This window comes from Diaphorobacter caeni, assembly GCF_015354245.1.
Taxonomy (GTDB): Bacteria; Pseudomonadota; Gammaproteobacteria; order Burkholderiales; family Burkholderiaceae_C; genus Diaphorobacter_A; species Diaphorobacter_A caeni.
On record NZ_JADKYZ010000001.1, the window covers coordinates 539224 to 561555 of the forward strand.

Consider the following 22332-nt stretch of genomic DNA (forward strand, 5'->3'; position numbering starts at 1 on the left):
TGCCTGGTTGGGTTGTTTGAAAGCCGGGGGCATTGGTTGTATTCCGGCTTTGCCTCTTTCATCCTTGGAACTTATTTCATGCTCGCTTCAAAGTGGCTTGTGTGGACTCCATGTGGCTGCCCATGCCGAGGCGATAGACCACGGCGGCGATGAACAGGCCGATGAACCAGGCGTAGGCATAGAGTTCCTTGAAGACGGCGCCAACGTTGGGGAATGTGTTGGGGAAGGCCGCGTTGAGGAAGCCGGGCACGTTGGGAGCCACGCCGATCACGAAGGCCGCGATGGCTACCCAGTTCCAGCCGCCGGAGTAGGAGTACCTGCCGTTTTCCTTGTAGAGCTCGGGCACGTCGAGCTGGGTGCGGCGGATGAGGAAGTAGTCGACCATCAGGATGCCGGCGATGGGGCCGAGCAGGGCGGAGTAGCCGATGAGCCAGGTGAAGATGTAGCCTTGCGTGGATTCGAGGATCTTCCACGGCATCATGATGATCGCGATGGCCACGGTGATGTAGCCGCCGGTGCGGTAGCTGATCTTGCGTGGATTGAGCGCGGAGAAGTCGTAGGCGGGGCCGACCAGGTTGGCGGCGAGGTTGACGCTGACGGTGTCGACCAGCAGCACGATGAGCGCGATCAGCACGGCGATGCCGGTCATGCGCGCGGCCACGTCCACGGGGTCCCACAGCGCCTTGCCGTAGATGACGACGGTGGCGGAGGTGACGATCACGGCCAGACCCGCGAGCAGGCCCATGGGAACGGGCAGGCCGATGGCCTGACCGACGACCTGGTCACGCTGCGATTTGGCGAAGCGGGTGAAGTCGGGGATGTTCAACGCCAGCGTTGCCCAGAAGCCGATCATGGCGGTGAGCGATGGCCAGAAGGACGACCAGAACTGGCCTGCCTTGGTGCCTCCGGCTTCAAACGCGGAAGGCTTGGAGAGGATGGGGCCGAAACCGCCGGCCTTCTCGTAGACCCACCACAGCAGCACGAAGCAGATGACGATCTTGGCGGGGGCGGTGTAGGTCTCGAGCTTGCGGATCGACTCGATGCCGTGCACCACGAAATAGAACTGAATGGCCCAGAACACCAGGAAGCAGATGAGCTGCGCGAGGTTGATGCCGAGGCCGGGGATCTTGTCGCTCTCCAGCGGGTGCCCGAGGATCACGCCCAGCAGCGTGTAGATCATCAGGCCGCCGAACCAGGTCTGGATGCCGTACCAGCCGCAGGCCACGAGCGCGCGCAGCACGGCGGGCAGCTTGGCGCCGCGCGTGCCGAACGAAGCGCGTGCCAGCACCGCATAGGGGATGCCGTATTTCGCGCCCGCATGGCCGATGAGCAGCATCGGAACAAGCACGATCACGTTGGCCAGAAAAACCGTCATCACCGCCTGCATCGCCGACATGCCGCCCTCGACCAGACTGGCCGCGAGCGTGTAGGCGGGAATGCACATCACCATGCCGATCCACAGCGCCGTGAAGTGATACCAGCGCCAGGTTCGCTGCGCCTCGGTGGTGGGCGCCAGATCGTCATTCGTCAGGTCGCTGGCGGCACCAGCGGGATGCGGGCTTGTCATGGGAACGCTCCTGTTTTCAAGTAGTCATTGGGGGAAGCAAACTCTCATAGCATTAGCAAAAAACCTACCAACTCCAGCAATGCAATCTTGCAACGCAATTGCCCCGAAACGGGGCAGTTGCGTTTGCTTATGCGGATCGAAAAATCAAGTCACCCAAACTGCAAAAGTGACGATGTTCATGCCTCCGCAGCCGTAAGGCATTGGGGATTGTTCGGATGCGTGGTCCAGTTTCCGTATTCGCCGGTCACCTTGATGCCGGTGCGTGCGTCCACTTCGCCCACCGCGAGCGTGCGCATCGAGATGGTGTCCGGCACCGGGCAGATCGATACGCACAGATTGCAGCCCACGCATTCGGCTTCGTTGATCTCGAATCGGCGCTCTCCGTTCTCTCCTTTTTGGTAGAAGATGGCCTGATGCGAGGTGTCTTCGCAGACCACGTGGCAGCGGCCGCATTGGATGCACGAATCCTGGTCGATGACGGCCTTGTCGATGTGCTTGAGGTTGAGCTGCTTCCAGTCCTTGACCGTCGGTACGGCCTTGCCCTTGAAGTCGTCGATGGTTTGATAGCCGTGCGCGTCCATGAAGTTGGAGAGGCCGTCACACATGTCCTCGACGATCTTGAAGCCGTAGACCATCGCGGCCGTGCAGACCTGTACCGTGCCGCAGCCCAGCGCGATGTACTCGGCCGCGTCGCGCCACGTCGTCACGCCGCCGATGCCGCTGATCGGCAGGCCGGCGGTCTCGGTGTCGCGGGCGATCTCGCCCACCATGTTGAGCGCGATGGGCTTGACGGCCGGGCCGCAGTAGCCACCGTGCGAGCCCCAGCCGCCGGTGCTCGGATGCATGACCATGGACTCCAGATCCACGCCCATGATGGAGTTGATGGTGTTGATCAGCGAGACCGCATCCGCGCCGCCGCGCTTGGCTGCGCGGGCGGGCATGCGCACGTCGGTGATGTTGGGCGTGAGCTTCACGATCACCGGCAGCCTGGAGTAGTGCTTGCACCACTCGGTCACCATCTGGATGTACTCCGGCACCTGTCCCACGGCCGCGCCCATGCCGCGCTCGCTCATGCCGTGCGGGCAGCCGAAGTTGAGCTCGATGCCGTCGGCTCCGACGTCCTCGACCATCGGCAGGATGCGCTTCCAGCTCTCTTCGACGCACGGCACCATGAGCGAGACGATCATTGCGCGGTCGGGCCATGCGCGCTTGACGCGGCGGATTTCGTCGAGATTCTGCTGCAGCGGCCGGTCGGTGATCAGTTCGATGTTGTTCAGGCCGATCACGCGGCGGTCCTGCGACATGAGCGTCGAGTAGCGCGGGCCGTTCACGTTGACGACCGGTGGATCTTCGCCGAGCGTCTTCCAGACGACGCCGCCCCAGCCGGCTTCGAATGCGCGGGTGACGTTGATCTCCTTGTCGGTGGGCGGTGCGGATGCGAGCCAGAACGGATTGGGACTTTTGATGCCCAGAAAATTGCTGCTGATGTCGGCCATGTGGGTTCTCCTGATTCGGATTGGATGAAGTGGCGTGGGGCCTGGCTCAGGCTCAGGCCGCGTTCAGCGCCGCATGGATGGACTGCGCGGCGACCTTGCCGTGCTCCACCGCTTCCACGGTGAGGTCGCGTCCTCCCGCGCGGCAGTCGCCACCTGCCCAGACGCGCGCGACGCTGGTGCGTCCGTCTTCGTCCGTGGCGATCCGTCCGCCCGTCAACTGGATCGTCGTGCCCGCGTGATCGGCGCTGTAGGTCTGGCCGATGGCCTTGAGCACCATGTCCGCTTCGATCGTGAACTGTTCGTCGGTTTCGGTGATGCCGCCATCCGCGCGCTGCGTGGTCATCGCAAAGCGCACGCCGGTGACCTTGCCGTTCTCGCTGAGGATTTTCTTGGGAGCGCTCCAATGCTTGATCTTCACGCCATGCGTCTGTGCCCAGCGCTGCTCGACCGTCGATGCCGACATGGCGGCTGCGCCGCGTCGGTACGCGATGGTCACGTCCTGCGCGCCCAGTTTGGTGGCCTGAACGGCCGCGTCCACCGCCGTCATGCCGCCGCCGATCACCACCACGCGGCGGCCGACTGGCACGTCGGCGAAGCTGCCTGCCTGGCGCAGTTCGGCAATGAAGTCGACCGCGTTGCGCAGACCTTCCGCCTGGGGCTCTGCGATGCCGATGGCGTTCACGCCCGAGAGGCCAAGGCCGAGGAAAACCGCGTCGTGGCTCTCCAGCAGCGAGTCCACCGTCATGTCGCGACCCAGGCGCTGATTGCAGCGCACCGAGATGCCGCCGATGGACAGCAGCCAGTCGACCTCCTTCTGCGCGAAACCGTTGGTCGTCTTGTAGGTCGCGAGACCGTATTCGTTCAGGCCGCCGAGCTTGGGGTGCGCGTCGAACAGCACCACGTCGTTGCCGCGCATCGCAAGACCATGCGCGCAGGCAAGGCCCGCGGGACCCGCGCCCACCACGGCGATGCGCTTGCCGGTGGAGGCCGCGCGGGTGAACAGCGGCGCACCGGGGTTGTCGAACAGCGCGTCGGTCGCGTAGCGCTGCAGCGAGCCGATCTCGACCGGCTTGTCTTCGTTGGTGTTGCGCACGCAGGCCTGCTCGCAGAGCACTTCCGTGGGGCAGACGCGGGCGCACATGCCGCCGAGCGGGTTGGCCTCGAGAATCGCGCGCGCCGCGCCCCGGTCGTTGCCTTGCGCGATGCGCTGGATGAAGGAGGGGATGTCGATGCTGGTAGGACAGGCCGTGGCGCATGGCGCGTCGTAGCAGTAGTAGCAACGCTCGGCCTCGATCAGGGCCTGTGGCTTGGTCAGCGGGGCGTGCGAGTCGCTGAAATTCACAGCGTACTCGACGAGGTTCAGGCGTGCGGCGTGCACTCCACACGCGCGGTTGGCGGTCGATTCCATCGTGGCTCCTTTGTTGTGGGTGGGGCGTGAAGTCAGAGGTGCGGGGCGGGCGTCCGCGCGCACCGCCGCGCTCGGGGGCTGCGGTGCGAAGTGAGTTGTCGCCAAGTGGAGAGATCGATCGCCGCGTGCGCGCAGGGCGGCGCAAGGCGATGGGAGCGCGCAAACTGTCGAGGTGTCATCGTGGGCCTCTTCTATGCGTTGCTGCGGGTCTGTGCCCGCATGGGTGGCTGGGTCAGAACGTCGTGCGGATCACATCGGCAATCTGGCGTTGCCGCAGTGTCCGTGCGCATGGCGTGCTGTCGTGGCTGATCAATAATTTACTTTCTGGTAAAAAATTACCAATCAGTAAAAACCCACGGCACGCAAACCTTGTGCCTGAAAATGTCGCAGTGCCGCATCACAATGGAGGCATGACAGACGTGCGAAAAGTTTCCAATGCCAATGAGCCCGGTGCGCCCGTAGAGGCGAGTGCCCGCTCCAGAAAGGTGCGCGTGCACAACGACGATGCACCCGTGCCCTCCAATGTGCCCCCGAATGGAACGCGCGCGCCGACCGCCTCGCGGCTGCGCAAGGAGCAGAACATCCTCAAGGAGGCCGAGAACCAGTTCGCCGTGCTCGGCTTCGAGGGCGCCTCGCTCGAAGGCATCGCGAACGCGGTGGGCATCAGCCGCCACAACCTGCTGTACTACTTTCCAAGCAAGGAAGTGCTCTACCGCCGCGTGCTCGACGATGTGGTCTTCGGCTGGCTGGCCGGCATGGAGGACGTATGGCGCGAGCCCACCGATCCGGTGAAGGCGCTGCGCACCTACATTCACGGCAAGCTGCGTTCATCGCTCGAGCGCCCCAACGCCGCAAAGATCTTCGCCAAGGAAGTGATCGCGGGCGCGCCGCGCTACGCCGACGTGATCGCAGCGCGCGTGAAGCCCGTGCTCGATCTCGAGGTGAAGACCTTCGAGACCTGGGCGCAGAAGGGACTGGTCACGCGGCTCGATTTCACGCACCTGATGTTCGTGATCTGGACCGTCACCCAGGCCTATGCTGAACACCAGGCGCAGTTCGCGATCCTGCTTGGCAAGCCCGCACTCGACGAGGCGGACTTCGAGCGCGCGGAAGAAGTGATCACGCGGCTGGTGCTCAGCGGGCTGGGGCAGAAGGTGGATTGACGCGCCAGGCGTTCAGCGCGCGGAGGGCAGGTGCAGCGTCGCCGTCTGCGCGTAGTTCCCCGGCGTGAGCGCATGGTGCGTCTTGAAGCTGCGCTGCATGTGCGACTGGTCCGCAAAGCCCATCTCGTGCGCGGCCTGCGCGAGCGTTGCGCCATCGGCGAGCAGACGGCGTGCACCGTTCAGCCGCAGGTTGAGCCGATACGCACCAGGCGTCACACCGGTGGCGGCCTTGAACTGGCGGATGAAGCGCGACGGGCTCAGCCCTTGGCTTTCCGCGAGGGATTCGATGGTGATGTCGGAGTCGGGACGGGCGTGCAGCGTCCGCAGCGCGTGGCGCACGGCATCGGGCTCTGCTGCATTGGGCGCGGTGGTGTGGCGGCGGGCGTGCTGCCGCAGAAAATCCTGCAGCTCGCGACGATGCGCCTCGATGTCGCACGCGTTTTGCAGCGGTTGGCAAAGGCGATCCACCAGCACAGCCGCGTCGCGTGAGTGCAATGCGCGGTGATCGAAGGTGATGGCTCGCGTGGGCCTGTCGCCATGCACATCCGCATCGACCTGAGTATCCATCTGCGCATGCAACCAGTCTGCCTTCACGAACAGCATGCGATAGGCCCAACTGCGCGGCAGCTCGGGATTGCAGGCGTGCCAGCGATGCGGCTCGATCAGCACCACGCTGCCCGCGCGCACCGGCTCGGGCCCCTGCGCGTGATGGAACATCGCTCCGCCATGATCGACGATGCCGATGGAGTACTCCTCATGCGTGTGCAGCCGAAAGCAATGCGCCGAAGGCTGGCTCACGCGCAGCTCCAGCCACGGAGCCTCCGGATGGCGGTGGAACTGGTGGATCGGTTGCGTCATGGTGGAACGACTCATGTGCGAGGTCGGCGTCATCATGCCAGCATCCCGCCAACGCTGGCCAGCAGCACCGCCGCCAGCACCCAATTGAGCGCACGTTGCCTGCGCGCCGTGCGCAACCAGCGCCGCAGCACATTGCCCAGCAGCGCCCAGCAACCCACCCCCACCATGCAGGCCAGAAGCGACACCAGACAGAACGCGAGCAAGGTCGCATGCGGCACGTCGGCCTGCATGGACAACGGCACCACGAACAAGCCGACGCCCGACAGCGCGACCAGCCAGGCCTTGGGATTGAGCGACTGAATCGCCACGCCCTGCCAGAACGCCTGATGGAATCCCCGCGGCACGCTGACGGCATCGCTGACTTGTGCGGCGTTGCCATCATCAACGCGATCTGCCACCGGCGCCCGCGCGATGCGCCAAGCCAGCCACACCAGATACGCCGCGCATATGCGCGACGCCATCACCGCCACGGCCGGATCGCGCAGCAGCCACTGCCCGAAGAGCCCCATGATCCAGACCACGACCGCATAGCTCACGCTCGCTCCCACCACATAAAGCAACGCACACCCACGCCGCGACTGACTGCCATGCCGCATCGCGAGCACATTGACGGGCCCGGGCGTGATCGCGCCCGCGAGGGCAAAGCCGGCCATGGCGAAAAGGGAGGAAAGCATCGGGTCCAAACTGCGGTGGGAGTGGAGATGCTGCAGTGTGGCGGGATGCGGCGTGCGTGTATTGAACGCAATTGCGCGCAGGGATGGTGGCAGCAAACAGCCCGCGTGAAAGAGGCCTGCGTTGGCGAGGGAGGTGCTCTATCTGCTGAACGCGCTTTTCGGCATGAGTGTTTTGAAGAATTCAAGCATCTTGTTCAGGTCCGCCTTGTTGGCGGTGCTGGAGCAGCTTGTTGGTTTGTAGAAGGAATAGTCCGCTTCGTCATGCAATCCAAAGACCGTCATGCCCCACATGCATTTGCTTTTGTCGGTTGCTGCGATGTCGAAATCAAGAGCGGCGGGCAATCCATTCAGACGGCTGTTCATGGCGGAACTGGGAACGCATGCTTTGAACTTGCTTTTGTTGTGGAGCATTTTGACCAGAAAAATCTGACCGATTTCCGTGTCGTAGTGAACGCCTGCTCTCGACTCGTCATCAACGAAATAGGCTTTGATCCGTTCGGGCTTCTGAAACGCATATTTTTGTGCCACGCTGGCAATCCCCGGCTGATCATGATGCTTGAACGCGCTGGCATCCAGCATGATTGCATCGGGGATTTCAACGGTGTTCCATGTGATTTCAGACGGCACGGTGTATTGCCCTGAAATCTCAAGGGAGCGTTTGCCTGGGCAATCGTTGTTGCTCTGCGCGTGCGACGCGAGTGGGAGCAGGACGGCAAGCCACAGTACACAATTCAAATTGAGCATCAACGATCCTCCATAGTGTTTCGATTGCGCTGTCATGGGCGTGAAATCCATTGTGGATTCTTTGAAGGCGTTGCCCCTGCCGTAACGCTGCAGCAATGGCTCTCTTCAAGCTGCCGGTGCGGAGTCCATCATGCTTGAACACTCTTGTTTTTGCACTGGAATCTGGCGGAAGAGAGCAGGAGTCGAACCTACCGACCGCGCGTGGCGCAATCCACCGGGTTTGAAGCCCGGGCGCCCCACCAGGGACGTTTCTCTTCCAATATGCAGTGTCCGTTGCCCAGGCTCTAGTTCTCGTTGCCGCTGTCGAACAGCGACGTGCCGGGGCGCAGCAGATGCTGGTCTTTCACGCGACGGGTGAAACCGACGCGGTCGAAGAACTCGAGCAACTGGATCGCGCGCTTGCGGCCGAGGCCGGTGGCGTCGCGGAACGCGGCGGCCTGGAGGCCTGCGTCCGACGAGGTGCATGCGCGCGCGATTTCTGCGAGACGCTCGATTGTATTCAAAGGATAGAACAAATCCTTCACTACCTGAAAAACTTGACCGCGACGTGCGAGACTGGCGAGCGTCTGGCGGACCAGAGTCTCGGGGGTCTTGGTGTCGGCGGCGAGGGTGCGCACCCAAGGTGGGTCAAAGGCTCCGTTGATCAGCAGAGGCAGCAGCTGCTCGGCGATCTGCTCCTCGGCTTCGTTCATGCGCACCGCGTGTTCCGGGCGGTGCAGCCAGTGGCCACTGCGCGCCATGCTGCCGTCGGCGAGCAGTTGCTCGATGAGGTATTGCCACAGCGCCTCGTCGGCGCGCGGTGCGGCAAGGCGCTTGAGGCGCTTGATGTCGGGACCGATCTCGTCGGGCGAGGTGGTGTGGAAGGTCTGCAGGCGCTCGATCACCAGCGCTTTCAAGGATTGCAGCGCGGCGGGCGCAATCGCCATCTGTCCGTTCGAGAAGCGCAGCGCATCCGGTGGCAGAGTCAACGCGTCGGCGCTGCTCAGGCCTTCGGCACGTGCGGCACGCAGCAGGTCCAGGCCCATGGCCGATTGCGCGAGCAGCGCGGCCAGACGATCGGCGCGTTGCGGCAGTGCCTGGGCCTGCAGGGTGGCAAGGCGTTCGGGCGTGCTGCGATAGCGCTGCGGGGCGTAGGGATCGAGCACGCGGATGCCGGCGATGGTGCGGGTGGCCGAGGCGTCCCGCAGCACGCCGCGATCACCATGCCATGCGGGCAGGCTGCCGTGCAGCACGATCTGCGCGAGCGCGGTGGTGCCGGGTTCGAGCGTGGTACGGCCCAGCAGCACGATGCTGCCCATGAGGTCGCTGGTGCCAAGGTGCACATGCACGGGTGTGCCCGAGCGCAGCGCGCGTTCCTCGTCGGGCCAGAGCGTGCATTCGACGTCGAGGCGTTCGGTATGCAGCGCGATGTGGCTGGCACTGATCCAGTCACCGCGATGCACTTCGTCCTTGGCCACGCCCGCGAGCGCCAATGCGCTGCGCTGTCCGCGCGCGGCGGACGTGGCCTGTCGGTTCAACGCGTGGATGCCGCGCACGCGCACAGACTTGCCGCTCGGGCTCAGCGTGAGCTCGTCGCCGATCGAGACGGTGCCGTGCGTGATGCTGCCGGTGACCACGGTGCCGACGCCGGTGAGCGTGAACGAGCGGTCCACGGCCATGCGGAAGGCGTGCGTGTCGGAGCCTGGCGTCGCGGCGCTGCCGTCATGTTCCAAGGCATGCGCGAGCAAGTGCTGGCGCAGCGCATCGATGCCTTCGCCGGAGAGGGCGGACACTTCGAACATGGGGGCACCCGCGAGCGCGGTGGGGGCGAGCAGCCGGGTGACTTCGGCGCGCACTTCCGCGATGCGTTCGGCGCGGGTGGCGGCGTCGAGCCGGTCCGTCTTGGTGATGGCGACCGTGGCCTGCTGCACGCCAAGCAGCGAGACGACCGCGAAGTGCTCGCGCGTCTGCGGCATCACGCCGTCGTCGGCCGCCACCACGAGCAGGGCATGGGCGATGCCGGTGGCTCCGGCGAGCATGGTGTGCAGGAGTTTTTCGTGGCCGGGAACGTCGACGAAGCCGAGCGTCGTGCCGTCGTCGGCATGCAGATAGGCGTAGCCCAGCTCGATGGAGATGCCGCGGCGTTTTTCCTCTGGGAGACGGTCCGTTTCAACGCCGGTGAGTGCGCGTACCAGCGAGGTTTTGCCGTGGTCGATGTGTCCTGCGGTGCCGATGATCATTTCTTGATTCTAATTTTGGTGGGTGATTTTGCGGTGTGACGGACTTCGGGTCTTCTCGGACGTTGGCAGTCTTCGTTTTGGGGTGACGATATGGCCCCTCATGCGTTGTTGCAACTCCTTGCCGTACGAAAGTACTGTCGGCGTCGGTGCGCCTAGCCTGAGGGGCCATCTCGTCTTTGGGGTGGGTGTTCAAACACCCTTGGCGCTGCTGAGGTTGCTGCCGCTTTTTCTGTGTTTCTCAGTGCATGTTCATCGCGCTTGCTAGCGTTGTCAGTTGCTGTGTGAAAGTGGCTTCGTCGCGGGTCTCGAGGCAGCGCAGGTCGAGCCAGAGTGTGTCGTCGGAGATGCGGCCGATGACCGGGCGGGGGAGGCTGCGCAGGGCGGCTTCGAGCTTGCCCAGGGCGCGGCCGGCGCGCTTGATGTGGATGGGGCGAATGGCGAGGCCGTAGCTGGGCAGGGTGTCCACGGGCAGCGCGCCGCTGCCGATCTGGCTGAGCATGGCGGCGGTGCTGACTTCGTATTCCGTGCCGACGGCCGCTTGCAGCGCGGCGACGAGTGCCTGGGCCTGCGCCTTCATCTGCGCCTGTGGGCGGGTGAAGAGGCGCAGCGTGGTGAGGCGCTCGGCCAGATGTTCGGGCGTGAGGTAGAGCTGCAGCACGGGCTCGAGCGCGGCGAGCGTGAGCTTGCCCACGCGCAGCGCGCGCTTGAGCGGGTTTTTCTTGATCTTGGCGATCAGGTCCTTGTTGCCGACGATGAGGCCGGCCTGCGGGCCGCCGAGCAGCTTGTCGCCGCTGAAGGTGACGATGTCCGCGCCCGCTTCAATCGTCTCGCGCACGGTGGCCTCGTGTGGCAGGCCGTATTGCGCGAGGTCGACCAGCGTGCCGCTGCCCAGATCGACGGCCAGCGGCAGGCCGCGCGCGTGGGCGATCGCGGCCACTTCGGCCTCGGTCACGCTTTTGGTGAACCCCGTCACTTCGTAGTTGCTGCAATGCACCTTCATCAGCAGCGCGGTGTCGTCGGTGATGTTGTCGGCGTAGTCCTTGGGGTGCGTGCGGTTGGTGGTGCCCACTTCGACCAGCCTGGCGCCCGCGCGGCTCATGATGTCGGGGATGCGGAAGGCGCCGCCGATCTCGACGAGCTCGCCGCGCGAGACGATCACTTCCTTTTTGGCCGCCAGCGCGTTGAGCGTGAGCAGCACCGCCGCCGCGTTGTTGTTGACGACGGTGGCGGCTTCGGCACCCGTCAGCTCGCGCAGCAGATCGTTGACAAGATCATCGCGATCACCGCGCCCGCCCGTGGCCAGATCGAACTCGAGATTGGCCGGCGTGGTGAGCGCCTGCACCACCGCGTTCACGGCCGCATCGGGCAGCAGCGCGCGGCCCAGATTGGTGTGCAGCACGGTGCCGGTGAGGTTGAACACGGCCTTCAGGCGCGGCGCGAATTTCTGCGCGAGGCGTGAGGCGGCCTGCCGCGCGATGGCGTCGGGCTGCAGATGCTCTGCGGTCACTTCGCCAGCGAGCGCCGCGGGGCGCAGCTCGTCAATCGCTGCGCGCACGGCCTGGGTGGCGGCGGTGTTGCCATATTCGGCGATGAGCGCCTTGAGCGCGGGCGTGCCGAGCACGCGGTCCACGGCGGGCAGGCGGGCTGCGGAGGAGATCGGTGCGTGTTCGGCAGTGCTCATGGTCAGGCGGTCAGGCGTTGTGGTCGTCGGGTGTCGCGTCGGTTTCCGCCATCGGCAGCAGCGGGTTGATGCTGGCGCGCGCGAAGTCGGTCTCGCTCATCAACAGGTCCAGCATCAGCGTGGCGAGGTCGTCGGCCAGCGGTTCCGCGAACGGGTCCTTTTCCTGATTGGTGATCTTGCGGTAGGTGTGGCATACGTCGCAGGTCTCGGCCAGCACGGTCTCGTCACCGCCATCGACCTTCTGGTAGCGCACGCCCTTGGTGCTCTCGCAGTGGCTGCACTTCACGCGCACCATGTGCCATTCGGTGGCGCAGGTGCCGCAGTGCAGATAGCGCAGGCCCGCGTCGCGACCGCCGATGCGGATCACGCTGGCCACGGGCGCGGTGGCGCAGACGGGGCAGATCGAGGCGGGGTCGGTGTACGGCACGTCGCTCTCCTGCAGGCGGCTCGCGCGGTCGGCGAACGTGACCTGCAGCGCGGCCATCACGACGGGGGCGGCGGCGAGGTCGGCGCTGTCGGTGAGCAGGCCCACCAGCACGCGGCGCGCGAGCGTGTCGCGCTCTTCGGCGCTCATGGTGCGCAGCGACTGCAGCGTGGGCTGGACGGCCTCGGGCACGTGTTCCGCGTGGTCCAGCGCATCGAGCAATTGCATCAGCACGTCCTGCCACACTGGGTCGATGTGGCTCGCGGCGGGCAGCAGCGGCATGGAGTGTTCCTGGGCCTGCGCGATCAAGTCAGCGTCGGGCGCGGCGGTCTGCACGCTGGCTGCGGCCTTCTGCTGGGCGCGCACGATCTGCGCGACGAAGCGCAGGTAGTCGGCGATGGGGTTGCCATCGGCCTTCTGTTCGAGGCGCGCGGCGCGCTCGGCGAACAGTTGCACAGGCAGGGGCAGGCGAATGCGCTGCGGGTTGGTGCGGTCGAGCGACTCGATGTCGCCCGGTTGAAGAATGCGTTGCACTTTGGAGGGACTCCCAAAAACCAGGTTTCTTGCGGAATTGCGAGATGACGAGCAGCGGTTGGATTCTTTGTGTTGCAGCGCAGCGTTTTGACGTGGCGCCTGCGGTGCCGATGGGCCAATGGGCCAATCGTGCGGAGATGCCGGGAAAGACCGGTCCGGGTCGGCAGAATCCGGTGCTCCTTTTCTTTCAATTTCGTGTTCAACCAAAAAAACAATGCCGCTGACCACCCGGGCGGTCAGCGGCAGGGCAGGGACTTTTGCTATGTTAGCTGTTGTCGCCCGTCATCTTGCGATACCAGCCGCGGTGGTGCTGTTTTGCCCAGGCACGCGTGACCGTGCCGTAGAGCATCGCGCGGATGGTGCCGCGGGTCCAGATGGCGGCGTAGACGTGCATGATGATCAGGCCGATCATCCACACGGCCGCCACGGCGTGCAGCACCGAGGCGATGCGCACCACGTCCACGGGCAGGTTCAGCCAGGCGCGCCACATCAGGACGCCGGTGACGATGAGCATCAGCATGCCGATGCCCAGTCCCCAGAACAGCACCTTCTGGCCGCCGTTGTACTTGCCCTGCTCGGGCATGTCATGGTCGTCGCCGTCCACCATCTTGTTGACGTTCTTGAGCCACTCGACGTCACGTGGTTCGATCACGTTGAGCTTCGCGAAGCGGAAGAACATCACCAGGAAGAACACGAACATCACCACACCGATGTAGGGGTGCAGGATGCGCGTCCACGGTCCACCGCCGAACAGCATGGTCAGCGGGAAGAACGCCGGATGGAAGAACGCCAGACCGGAGAGCGCCAGCAGGATGAAGCAGATGCCCACCACCCAGTGGTTCAGGCGCTCCGAGGCGGTATAGCGTTGCAGGTCACGAGGATTGCGTCTCATGGCTGATTCTCCTTGGCTTCGGCTTCACGGTCCTTGCGTTCCATTTCATCTTCCAATTCCTTGGAGACCTCGTTCGGCCCCTTGGTGATGTAGTGGAACAGGCTGCCGATGGCGGCGGCGCCGAGCAGCGCCATCGACACCGGCTTGGCCAGACCCTTCCAGACGCTGACCATCGGGCTGATGGTCGGCGTGTTGGGCAGGTCGGCGTACAGCGACGGCTTGTCCGCATGGTGCAGGACGTACATCACGTGCGTGCCGCCCACGCCTTGCGGGTCGTACAGGCCGGCCTGCTTGAAACCGCGCTCGTTGAGGTCCTTGACGCGTTCCGCGGCCTGGTCCTTCATCGCCTTCTTGGTGCCGAACATGATGGCGCCGGTCGGGCAAGTGGTGACGCAGGCCGGCTCGCGGCCAACGGCCACGCGGTCCGAGCACAGCGTGCACTTGTAGGCCTTGTGGTCCTTCTTGGAGATGCGCGGCACGTTGAACGGGCAGCCGGTGACGCAGTAGCCGCAGCCAACGCAGTTTTCCTCATGGAAATCCACGATGCCGTTGGTGTACTGGACGATGGCGCCGGGCGATGGGCAGGCCTTCAGGCATCCGGGGTCGGCGCAGTGCATGCAGCCGTCCTTGCGGATGAGCCATTCCAGATTGCCCGTGGCCTCGTTGTCGTATTCGGTGAATTTCATCACCGTCCACGCGTTCTCGGTCAGGTCGGTCGGATTGTCGTAGGTGCCGTGGTTTTCACCGGGCTCCTGACGCAGATCGTTCCACTCCATGCACGCTGTCTGGCAAGCCTTGCAGCCGATGCATTTGGAGACGTCGATGAGTTTGGCGACTTCGCCGGACTGCGGCGACCGCGCCTGTGGAGGCGGGGTCGTCGTGGCCGAGAGGCGCATGATATCGAGTGATTGCAGTGACATCAGTTGCTCCTCATTAGGCCTTCTCAACCTTCACGAGGAAGGTTTTGAATTCCGGCGTTTGGCTGTTTCCATCGCCGACGAACGGGGTCAGGATGTTGGCCAGATAACCTGGCTTGGTCACACCCTTGAAGCCCCAGTGGATCGGAATGCCCACGTGGTGAACCATCTTGCCTTCGATCTTCATCGGCTTGATGCGCTTGGTGACCACGGCGACCGCCTTGATCGAACCCCGCTTGGAGGACACCTTCACCCGGTCGCCCGCCGCAATGCCCAGCTCCTTGGCCAGCGCTTCGCCGATTTCGACGAACTGCTCCGGCTGCGTGATGGCATTGACCAGCGAGTGCTTGGTCCAGTAGTGGAAGTGCTCCGTCAGGCGATAGGTCGTGCCCACGTGCGGGAACTCGTCCGCCTTGCCGAAGGTCTCCCAGATGTGCGGGAACACCCGTGCCGCCGGCGAGCTGGTGGCCTTGGGGTTGTTCGGGTACATCGGGTTCTTGCCGATCGGCGTGTCGAACGGTTCGTAGTGCGTGGGGAACGGACCTTCGTTCATGCCCTTGCGGGCGAAGAAACGGGCGACGCCTTCCGGGTTCATGATGAACGGACCGTTGCCGGTTTCAGGCGCGATGCCCACCCCGGTATCCGGCACGTCAGCACCTGCCCAGGCCTTGCCGTTCCACTCGACGAGCTTGCGGTTCGGGTTGAACGCCTTGCCCGCCACGTCGGCCGAAGCACGGTTGTAGAGCACGCGGCGGTTTGCCGGCCAGGCCCAGGCCCAGTTCAGCGTGTTGCCGATGCCAGTCGGGTCGGAGTTGTCGCGGCGGCCCATCTGGTTGCCCGCCACCGTCCATGCACCCGCGTAGATCCAGCAGCCCGAGGCCGTGGAGCCGTCGTCGCGCAGCTCGGCAAATCCGGAGACTTGCTGGCCTGCGGGTCGCAGCACCTTGGTCGGGTCCTTGGGATCGGTGAGGTCGACGAGCGCCTTGCCGTTGTACTCCTTGGCGATCTCTTCCGAAGACGGATGAGCCGGCTGTGCGTACTTCCAGTCCAGATTCGCGATCGGGTCCGGGAATGCGCCGCCGTCCTTGGCGTACATGGCCTTCAGGCGCACATGCAGGGCCGACATGATGGCCACGTCGGTCTTGGCTTCTCCCGGTGGCTCCGCAGCCTTCCAGTGCCACTGCAGCACGCGCGACGAACTCACCACCGCGCCGTCTTCTTCCGCGAAGCAGGTGGTCGGCAGACGGAACACTTCGGTCTTGATGTCCTCGGTCTTCACGTCGTTGAACTCGCCGAAGTTCTTCCAGAACTCGGAGGTTTCAGTCGCCAGCGGGTCCATGACGATGAGGAACTTCAGCTTGGACAGGCCATCGCGCACGCGGGTGCTGTTGGACAGCGCCGCGATCGGGTTGAAGCCCTGTGCGATGTAGCCGTTGACCTTGCCTTCGTTCATCAGCTGGAAGTACTGGAGCATGTCGTACGGCTTGTCCAGCTTGGGCAGATAGTCGTAGGCCCAGTTGTTTTCCGCCGTTGCCGCAGCACCGAAGAACGACTTCATCAGGCTGACGTGGAACTTGGGATAGTTCTGCCAGTAGCTCATCTGATTGGCGCGCAGAGGCTTCTGCGTGCGGCTCGCGATGTAGCCCTGATAGTCCTGCTCCGCCTGATTGGGCAGCGTGAGGTAGCCCGGCAGGCTGTTGGTCAGCAGGCCCAGATCGGTCAGACCCTGGATGTTGGAGTGACCGCGCAGCGCGTTCATGCCGCCACCAGCGATGCCGATGTTGCCGCACAGCAGCTGCACCATCGCGCCGCAACGCAGGATCTGCGCGCCGGTGGAGTGCTGTGTCCAGCCGAGCGCGTACAGAATCGTCGCCGCACGGCCTGGAACGGCGGTGGACGCGAACTGCTCGCACACATGCTTGAACTTGTCCTGCGGCGTGCCGCAGACGCTCTCCACGCGCTCTGGCGTGTAGCTCTCGTAGTGCTTCTTCATCAGCTGGTAGACGCAGCGCGGGTGCTGCAGCGTCGGGTCGGTCTTGACGAAGCCATCTTCGCCCAGCTCGTAGTCCCAGCTCTTCTTGTCGTAGGTACGCTTCTCTTCGTTGTAGCCCGAGAAGATGCCGTCCACGAATTCATAGTCATCGCGCACGATGAAAGTGAAGTCCGTGTAGTTTTTCACGTACTCGTGGTGGATCTTGTCGTTCGAGAGCAGGTAATTGATCATGCCCCCGAGGAACACGATGTCCGAACCTGAGCGGATCGGCGCGTAGAAATCCGCTACCGAGGCTGAACGGTTGAAACGCGGGTCCACCACCATGAAGTGCGCCTTGTTGTGCGCCTTTGCTTCGGTGACCCATTTGAAGCCGCACGGGTGCGCTTCAGCGGCATTGCCGCCCATGATCAAAATGACGTCCGCATTCTTGATGTCGACCCAATGGTTCGTCATCGCTCCACGGCCAAACGTCGGGGCAAGACCTGCCACCGTCGGGCCGTGTCAAACACGGGCTTGGTTGTCGAATGCCAGCAGGCCCCACGAACGGGCCACTTTGTGCGTGATGTATCCGGCTTCGTTGCTTGCTGCGGAAGCAGCCAGCATGCCGGTGGTCAGCCAACGGTTGACCGTCAGGCCGTCTTCGGTCTTGGCGACGAAGTTGGCGTCGCGGTCGTCCTTGAGCAGCTTGGTGATGCGGGTCAGCGCCTCGTCCCAAGACATGCGCTTCCACTCGTTGGAGCCGGGAGCGCGGTACTCGGGGTACAGCAGACGGTTGGGGCTGTTGATGAAGTCGAGCAGACCGGCGCCCTTGGGGCACAGCGTGCCGCGGTTCACCGGGTGGTCCGGATCGCCCTCGACGTGGATCACCGAGGACTTGGCGTTCTTGCCGCCCGTGCCCAGCGAATACATGAGGATGCCGCAACCGACCGAGCAGTACGTACAGGTCTGGCGCGTGACCGTGGTCGACGCAAGCTTGAACTGACGCACCTCCGCAAGAGCGGCCGTGGGCGAGAAGCCCATGGCCACGAGGCTGGAGCCGACCAGGCCCGCCCCGCTCATGCGGAAGAAATGTCTTCTGTTCATGTCCATGACAGATCCTCCTTTGATGTTAGTGGTGAGAAATTCATCGCAGTAGCTTTTGATAACTGGCTTGATTCCGGCGCCGCAGATGAGCAGACGCCAAAACCTCCAGTGCCGGTGGACGCTGGAGGACCAAAAAACTGCCTGAAGTCACGATGGAGAGCCATTTGCCGCACTGCAGCAAATTGTTGGTGCATGCCCGCTTTTGCAGTGAACGGCTGGATGCGCTGGACATCGTGGCTTGGAGACGAGTTGCGATGATCTTAACTGGTTGATTCAATTCCCTCAATGAGCAGCAGGTCTGGGGGAAGCGCCCAGTGGCACGCTGGTATCGTTGTGGTATGCAAAATTCAGAGAGTTCTTCATCCGCCTGCCCGATGGCGGACATGCCCGGGACGACGCTGCCCTCGCTGGTGCAGGTGCAGGCCCATCAATGGTCTGCGGGGGGCGGTGCGGGGCAGGCGGTGTCGCGGGAGGTCTCGGCCGAGGTGCCGGTGGCCATGGTCTTCAACGGCATCTCGCACGCCGTGATGATGGCAAGCCCCAGAGATTTGGTCGAGTTTGGCGTGGGTTTTGCGATCAGCGAGGGCATCGTCGAGAGCCCAGAGGACTGCCGCGATGTCGAAACCGAGGTGCATGGAGCCGGGACGCCCGACGCCAGTTGTGCGGTGCACATGGAGATCGCGTCCCGCCATTTCGCGCGCCTGAAGGACCAGCGCCGCACGCTCGCCGGGCGCACGGGCTGCGGGGTGTGCGGGATTGACAGCATTCAGGCGCTCGATCTGCATCCCGAGCAGGTGCCGTCGCCCGCGTGGCGCGATCGGTTCGGCGTGGAGTCGATCAACGCCGCGTTCTCGGCGCTGTCGGCCAAGCAGGCGCTCAACGCGCGTTCCGGCTCGCTGCATGCGGCCGGTTGGGCGAGGCCCGACGGCACGCTCGAACATGTGATGGAGGACGTGGGCCGGCACAACGCGCTCGACAAGCTCATCGGCAAGCTGGCGCTGGCAAGGGAGCTGGGCACGCCGGGCTTCGTGGTCATGACCAGTCGCACGAGCTACGAGCTGGTTCGCAAATGCGCACGCGTGGGCATCCCGGCGCTCGCGACCATTTCGGCGCCGACCTCGCTCGCCCTGCAACTGGCCGACGAGGCTGGCATGCAGCTCTGGGGTTTCTGCCGCCCGCCTTCGGCGGTGCGCTACGTCTGATCGCTGGAGGCCGCATTCATGAACATCTCCGCGTGGACTCTGGGCTGGCGCACTCTCTGGCGCGATGTGCGCGCGGGCGAGCTGCGCCTGCTGATCGTGGCCGTGACGCTGGCGGTCGCGGCGCTCACGTCCGTGGGCTTCTTCTCGGACCGGCTGCAAAGCGGCCTGCAGCGCGATGCGCTGCAACTGCTGGGCGGCGATGTGGTGATCGTGAGCGACAACGCGACGCCCGACACCTTCGTGCAGGGGGCGAAAAGGCTGGGCCTGCGCGGCGCCGCGACGCTGAGTTTCCCGACCATGGCGCGCGCAAGCGATGCTCAGGGCGGCGAGAGCAAGCTTGTGGCCTTGAAGAGCGTGGACGACAACTATCCGCTGCGGGGCCAGCTCCAGACCGCGACCCAGGTCGCGCAGCCCGGCGCGGCGACCAGCGAAATACCGGCGGCGGGCGAGGCGTGGGCCGATGCGCCGCTGCTCGAGTCGCTCGGCATCGCCGTGGGCGACACGCTTCTGCTGGGCGACGCCAGCCTGCGGGTCAGCCGCATCATCACGCTGGAGCCTGACCGTGGCGCGGGCTTCATGAGCTTTGCACCGCGTGTGCTGATCAACGCGCAGGATCTTGCAGCGACCGGCCTCGTGCAGCCCGCGAGCCGCATCACCTACCGTTTTGCAGTGGCGGGCGATGCGCCGCGCGCGGTGCAGCAGTTCAAGGACTTCGCGACCAGGCTCGTTGATGGACACGAGGTGCGCGGGGTGCGCGTGGAGTCGCTTGACAGCGGCCGCCCCGAGATGCACCAGACGCTGGTGCGCGCACAGAATTTTCTGAATCTCGTGGCGCTGCTCGCGGCCCTGCTGTCCGCCGTGGCCGTGGCGCTGGCCGCGCGCGGTTTTGCCAACGAGCATCTGGACGCCTCCGCCATGCTGCGCGTGCTGGGCCAGAGCCAGCGCACCATCGCCTGGGCCTACGCCATCGAGTTCGCGCTCATTGGTCTTTTCGCCAGCCTGCTCGGCGTGGCGCTGGGCTTTGCGGTGCATTACGTGTTCGTGTGGATGTTCTCCGGGCTGGTCAACGCGGTGCTGCCCGCCGCCACCTTTTGGCCGGTGCTGTTCGGCCTTGGCGTGGGGCTCACGCTGATGTTCGCCTTCGGCCTGCCGCCGGTGCTGCAGCTCGCGCAGGTGCCGCCGCTCAGGGTGATCCGCCGCGATCTGGGAGGCTTCAAGCCCGCGTCGCTCTTCGTGCTGGGCCTCGGCATGGTCGGCTTCGCCGTGCTGCTGATGGCGGTGAGCCGTGATCTCAAGCTGGGCGGCATCGCGGTCGGCGGCTTTGCGGCGGCGGTGGTGGTGTTCGCGGCGCTGGCGTGGCTGGCGGTCAAGGCGCTGCGGCGCATGGTGAACGAGGCCACCGCGCCGCGCTGGCTGGTGCTCGCGACGCGGCAGATCTCCGCGCGTCCGGCCTATGCGGTGGTGCAGGTCAGCAGCCTGGCGGTGGGGCTGCTTGCGCTGGTGCTGCTGGTGCTGCTGCGCACCGACCTGATCAGCAGCTGGCAGAAGGCCACGCCGCCCGATGCGCCCAACCGCTTCGTGATCAACGTGCTGCCGGAGCAGGCCGAGGGTTTCCAGAACGCGCTCAAACAATCGGGCGTGCAGAAGTTCGACTGGTATCCGATGATCCGTGGTCGCCTCGTCGCCGTGAACGGCAAGGAGGTGAGCCCGGACGACTACGCCGAGGACCGCGCCAAGCGCCTTGTCGACCGCGAGTTCAATCTCTCGAACGCTGCCGAGCCGCCCGAGCACAACATGATCGTCGGCGGTGCCTGGAAGGCCGAGGAGCAGGGCGCGATGAGCGTGGAGGAGGGCATCGCCAAGACGCTGGGCCTCAAGCTCGGCGACACGCTGCGCTTTGACATCGGCGGCATCCAGAACGAAGCCAGGATCACCAGCCTGCGCAAGGTGGACTGGGCGTCGATGCGCGCGAACTTCTTCGTGATGTATCCCGTCGCGAACCTGCCAGATGTGCCCGCGACCTATCTCGCCGCCTACCGCGCGCCCGACAAGCCGGGCTTTGACAATGCGCTGGTGCACGAGTTTCCCAACATCACCAACGTGGACCTGAGCGCCACGCTGCAGCAGGTGCAGACCGTGCTCGGTCAGGTGATCCGCGCGGTGGAATTCCTGTTTGGCTTCACGCTGGTGGCCGGGCTGGTGGTGCTGTTCGCGGCCGTCACCGCCACGCGCGAGGAGCGTGCGCGCGAGTTCGCCATCATGCGTGCCATGGGCGCGCGCGGGCAGTTGCTCAGGCAGGTGCAGCGTGCGGAGCTGGCCGGCGTGGGCCTGCTCGCGGGGTTTCTCGCCAGCGTGGTGGCCGTGGCGGTGGGCTGGGCGCTGGCGCGCTATGTGTTCGACTTCAGCTGGAACGCGCCGCTGTGGGTGCCGCTGGGCGGCGCGGTCTGCGGCGCGCTGCTGGCGCTGGCGGCGGGTTGGTGGGGGCTGCGCGAGGTGCTGCGCAGGCCGGTGGTGGACACGCTGCGGCGTGCGGCGCAGTAAAAGATTGCACGGCGGTGCAGAGGCGGCGCGGCTCCGTTATGCTCGCCTGCGGTGACGTTTCACATGACTGAGAAATTGACAGAGAATTATTCGGACCTGTTCGCCGATACCCGACCGCTTGCATCGCCGCCCGAGCCGCTTTCGCCGAATTCTTCGGGGAGTGCCGTGGTGGTCGCTCGTCCCGTTTCGTTTTTGCGCTGGATGGTCGAGGGCATGCGCGCGACCTTCCTGCTGCGCTCGCGCATCGCGCTGGATGCCGTTCCCGGTCCATGGCAGCTCGCCTTCCTGATGCTGATCGCCAGCGGGCTCGACGTGCTGTTCGATTGGCTCTCGCTGTCCGGCGACGTGCAGTTCAACTACCAGGGCTGGCTGATTCAATGGAGCCTGTGTCTGATAACGCTCTGGATCGGCTGGTGCCTCGCGCCGCGCGTGCGCCTTGGCGCGGCGCAGGCCGCGGGCCGCGTGATCGCATGGTTTGCGCTGCTGACCTGGGCGCTGCTGCTGCCGATGCTGGCGTATTACAGCGTCATGTTCTGGATCAAAATTGCCGACGACAGCGACGTGCCCGCATGGGTGGGCGACTTTTCGATGAGCCTGATCGCCTCGATCTGGATGTTCGCCGTCATGAGCAAGGTCTCGCGCCACTATTTTGAAAGCTGGCTGCGCGCGTTCATCCTGGTGCTGGCCGTGTTTGTCGTGACGGCCGTGCTGTTCGCCACCGCGGATGCGGAAACCTGGCTCGCTGCGGATTCCGACGTCAATCCGGTGGAAGTCGTTCCGGGTGACGAGGAGTCGGACGACGGCACCGATGAAGAGGACGACACCGGCTCGACCGAGCTGCTGGAGGCGCTGCTGCATGCGCCGATCCCGCCTTTGTCACACCGCGTGATCTGACGCGGGCCTTGCCATTGGAGCGCAGGGGAATGCGGGACAATC

17 protein-coding genes and 1 tRNA gene are annotated in these 22332 nt (G+C 64.8%); 5 read left to right on the plus strand and 13 right to left on the minus strand.

What is annotated here, in order from left to right:
- Positions 1-76: 76 nt before the first annotated feature.
- The 3 genes from ISG32_RS02420 to ISG32_RS02430 all read right to left on the minus strand — a co-directional run bounded on the left by ISG32_RS02420 (position 77) and on the right by ISG32_RS02430 (position 4471).
- The gene (locus tag ISG32_RS02420; RefSeq protein ID WP_194769408.1) at positions 77-1567 is read right to left on the minus strand and encodes an NCS1 family nucleobase:cation symporter-1; all 1491 of its coding nucleotides are present in this window, start codon (positions 1565-1567) and stop codon (positions 77-79) included.
- Positions 1568-1743: 176 nt separating this feature from the next.
- Entirely contained in the window at positions 1744-3063 is a 1320-nt protein-coding gene (gene preA / locus ISG32_RS02425) for an NAD-dependent dihydropyrimidine dehydrogenase subunit PreA (RefSeq protein ID WP_194769409.1), read from the minus strand.
- Between the two features lie 52 nt (positions 3064-3115).
- Entirely contained in the window at positions 3116-4471 is a 1356-nt protein-coding gene (locus tag ISG32_RS02430; protein ID WP_194769410.1) for an NAD(P)-dependent oxidoreductase, read from the minus strand.
- 410 nt (positions 4472-4881) lie between these two features.
- On the opposite strand from ISG32_RS02430, the gene ISG32_RS02435 reads away from it, so the two are divergent.
- Complete coding sequence (locus tag ISG32_RS02435) at positions 4882-5634, plus strand: TetR family transcriptional regulator C-terminal domain-containing protein (RefSeq protein WP_194769411.1); 753 nt, start codon at positions 4882-4884, stop codon at positions 5632-5634.
- A gap of 12 nt (positions 5635-5646) precedes the next feature.
- Here the strand turns inward: ISG32_RS02435 and ISG32_RS02440 are convergent, their stop codons facing one another.
- The 7 genes from ISG32_RS02440 to fdhE form a co-directional block, all read right to left on the minus strand.
- Positions 5647-6492, minus strand: coding sequence for a helix-turn-helix domain-containing protein (locus ISG32_RS02440; RefSeq protein ID WP_194769412.1), 846 nt, complete (start codon positions 6490-6492; stop codon positions 5647-5649).
- Between the two features lie 32 nt (positions 6493-6524).
- A complete protein-coding gene (locus tag ISG32_RS02445) occupies positions 6525-7166 on the minus strand; it encodes a LysE family translocator (RefSeq protein ID WP_194769413.1) in 642 nt (213 codons plus the stop codon).
- A 138-nt stretch (positions 7167-7304) separates the two neighbouring features.
- Positions 7305-8006: a hypothetical protein gene (locus ISG32_RS02450; RefSeq protein WP_194769414.1), complete on the minus strand. Its 702-nt coding sequence runs from the start codon at positions 8004-8006 to the stop codon at positions 7305-7307.
- A gap of 67 nt (positions 8007-8073) precedes the next feature.
- Positions 8074-8168 (minus strand) — tRNA-Sec (locus ISG32_RS02455).
- Positions 8169-8194: 26 nt separating this feature from the next.
- Positions 8195-10129 (minus strand): selenocysteine-specific translation elongation factor, encoded by a 1935-nt coding sequence (gene selB / locus ISG32_RS02460; protein WP_194769415.1) that lies wholly within the window; start codon positions 10127-10129, stop codon positions 8195-8197.
- Between the two features lie 238 nt (positions 10130-10367).
- Positions 10368-11810, minus strand: a complete 1443-nt coding sequence (selA, locus tag ISG32_RS02465; RefSeq protein ID WP_194769416.1) for an L-seryl-tRNA(Sec) selenium transferase — start codon at positions 11808-11810, stop codon at positions 10368-10370.
- A 10-nt stretch (positions 11811-11820) separates the two neighbouring features.
- Positions 11821-12768 (minus strand): formate dehydrogenase accessory protein FdhE, encoded by a 948-nt coding sequence (fdhE, locus tag ISG32_RS02470; protein WP_194769417.1) that lies wholly within the window; start codon positions 12766-12768, stop codon positions 11821-11823.
- A 44-nt stretch (positions 12769-12812) separates the two neighbouring features.
- On the opposite strand from fdhE, the gene ISG32_RS02475 reads away from it, so the two are divergent.
- On the plus strand, positions 12813-12992 hold the full coding sequence (locus ISG32_RS02475) for a hypothetical protein (RefSeq protein ID WP_194769418.1): 180 nt from the start codon (positions 12813-12815) through the stop codon (positions 12990-12992).
- Positions 12993-13033: 41 nt separating this feature from the next.
- On the opposite strand, the gene ISG32_RS02480 is transcribed toward ISG32_RS02475, so the two are convergent.
- Genes ISG32_RS02480 through fdnG form a run of 3 tightly spaced genes read right to left on the minus strand, consistent with a single transcriptional unit; the run spans position 13034 to position 17659 of the window.
- Positions 13034-13660, minus strand: coding sequence for a formate dehydrogenase subunit gamma (locus ISG32_RS02480; RefSeq protein WP_194769419.1), 627 nt, complete (start codon positions 13658-13660; stop codon positions 13034-13036).
- Positions 13657-14580 carry a formate dehydrogenase subunit beta gene (fdxH, locus tag ISG32_RS02485; RefSeq protein ID WP_194769420.1) on the minus strand — a complete coding sequence of 308 codons (924 nt, stop codon included), beginning with the start codon at positions 14578-14580 and terminating at the stop codon, positions 13657-13659. Before fdxH ends, ISG32_RS02480 begins: the two co-directional genes overlap by 4 nt.
- Positions 14581-14593: 13 nt before the next feature.
- The gene (gene fdnG / locus ISG32_RS02490; RefSeq protein WP_194769421.1) at positions 14594-17659 is read right to left on the minus strand and encodes a formate dehydrogenase-N subunit alpha; all 3066 of its coding nucleotides are present in this window, start codon (positions 17657-17659) and stop codon (positions 14594-14596) included.
- Positions 17660-17991: 332 nt separating this feature from the next.
- On the opposite strand from fdnG, the gene fdhD reads away from it, so the two are divergent.
- The 3 genes from fdhD (at position 17992) to ISG32_RS02505 (ending at position 22290) form a co-directional block, all read left to right on the plus strand.
- Positions 17992-18855 carry a formate dehydrogenase accessory sulfurtransferase FdhD gene (fdhD, locus tag ISG32_RS02495; RefSeq protein ID WP_228529539.1) on the plus strand — a complete coding sequence of 288 codons (864 nt, stop codon included), beginning with the start codon at positions 17992-17994 and terminating at the stop codon, positions 18853-18855.
- A gap of 18 nt (positions 18856-18873) precedes the next feature.
- Positions 18874-21396 (plus strand): ABC transporter permease, encoded by a 2523-nt coding sequence (locus ISG32_RS02500; RefSeq protein WP_194769422.1) that lies wholly within the window; start codon positions 18874-18876, stop codon positions 21394-21396.
- A gap of 63 nt (positions 21397-21459) precedes the next feature.
- Positions 21460-22290 (plus strand): hypothetical protein, encoded by an 831-nt coding sequence (locus ISG32_RS02505; RefSeq protein ID WP_194769423.1) that lies wholly within the window; start codon positions 21460-21462, stop codon positions 22288-22290.
- Positions 22291-22332 lie beyond the last annotated feature (42 nt).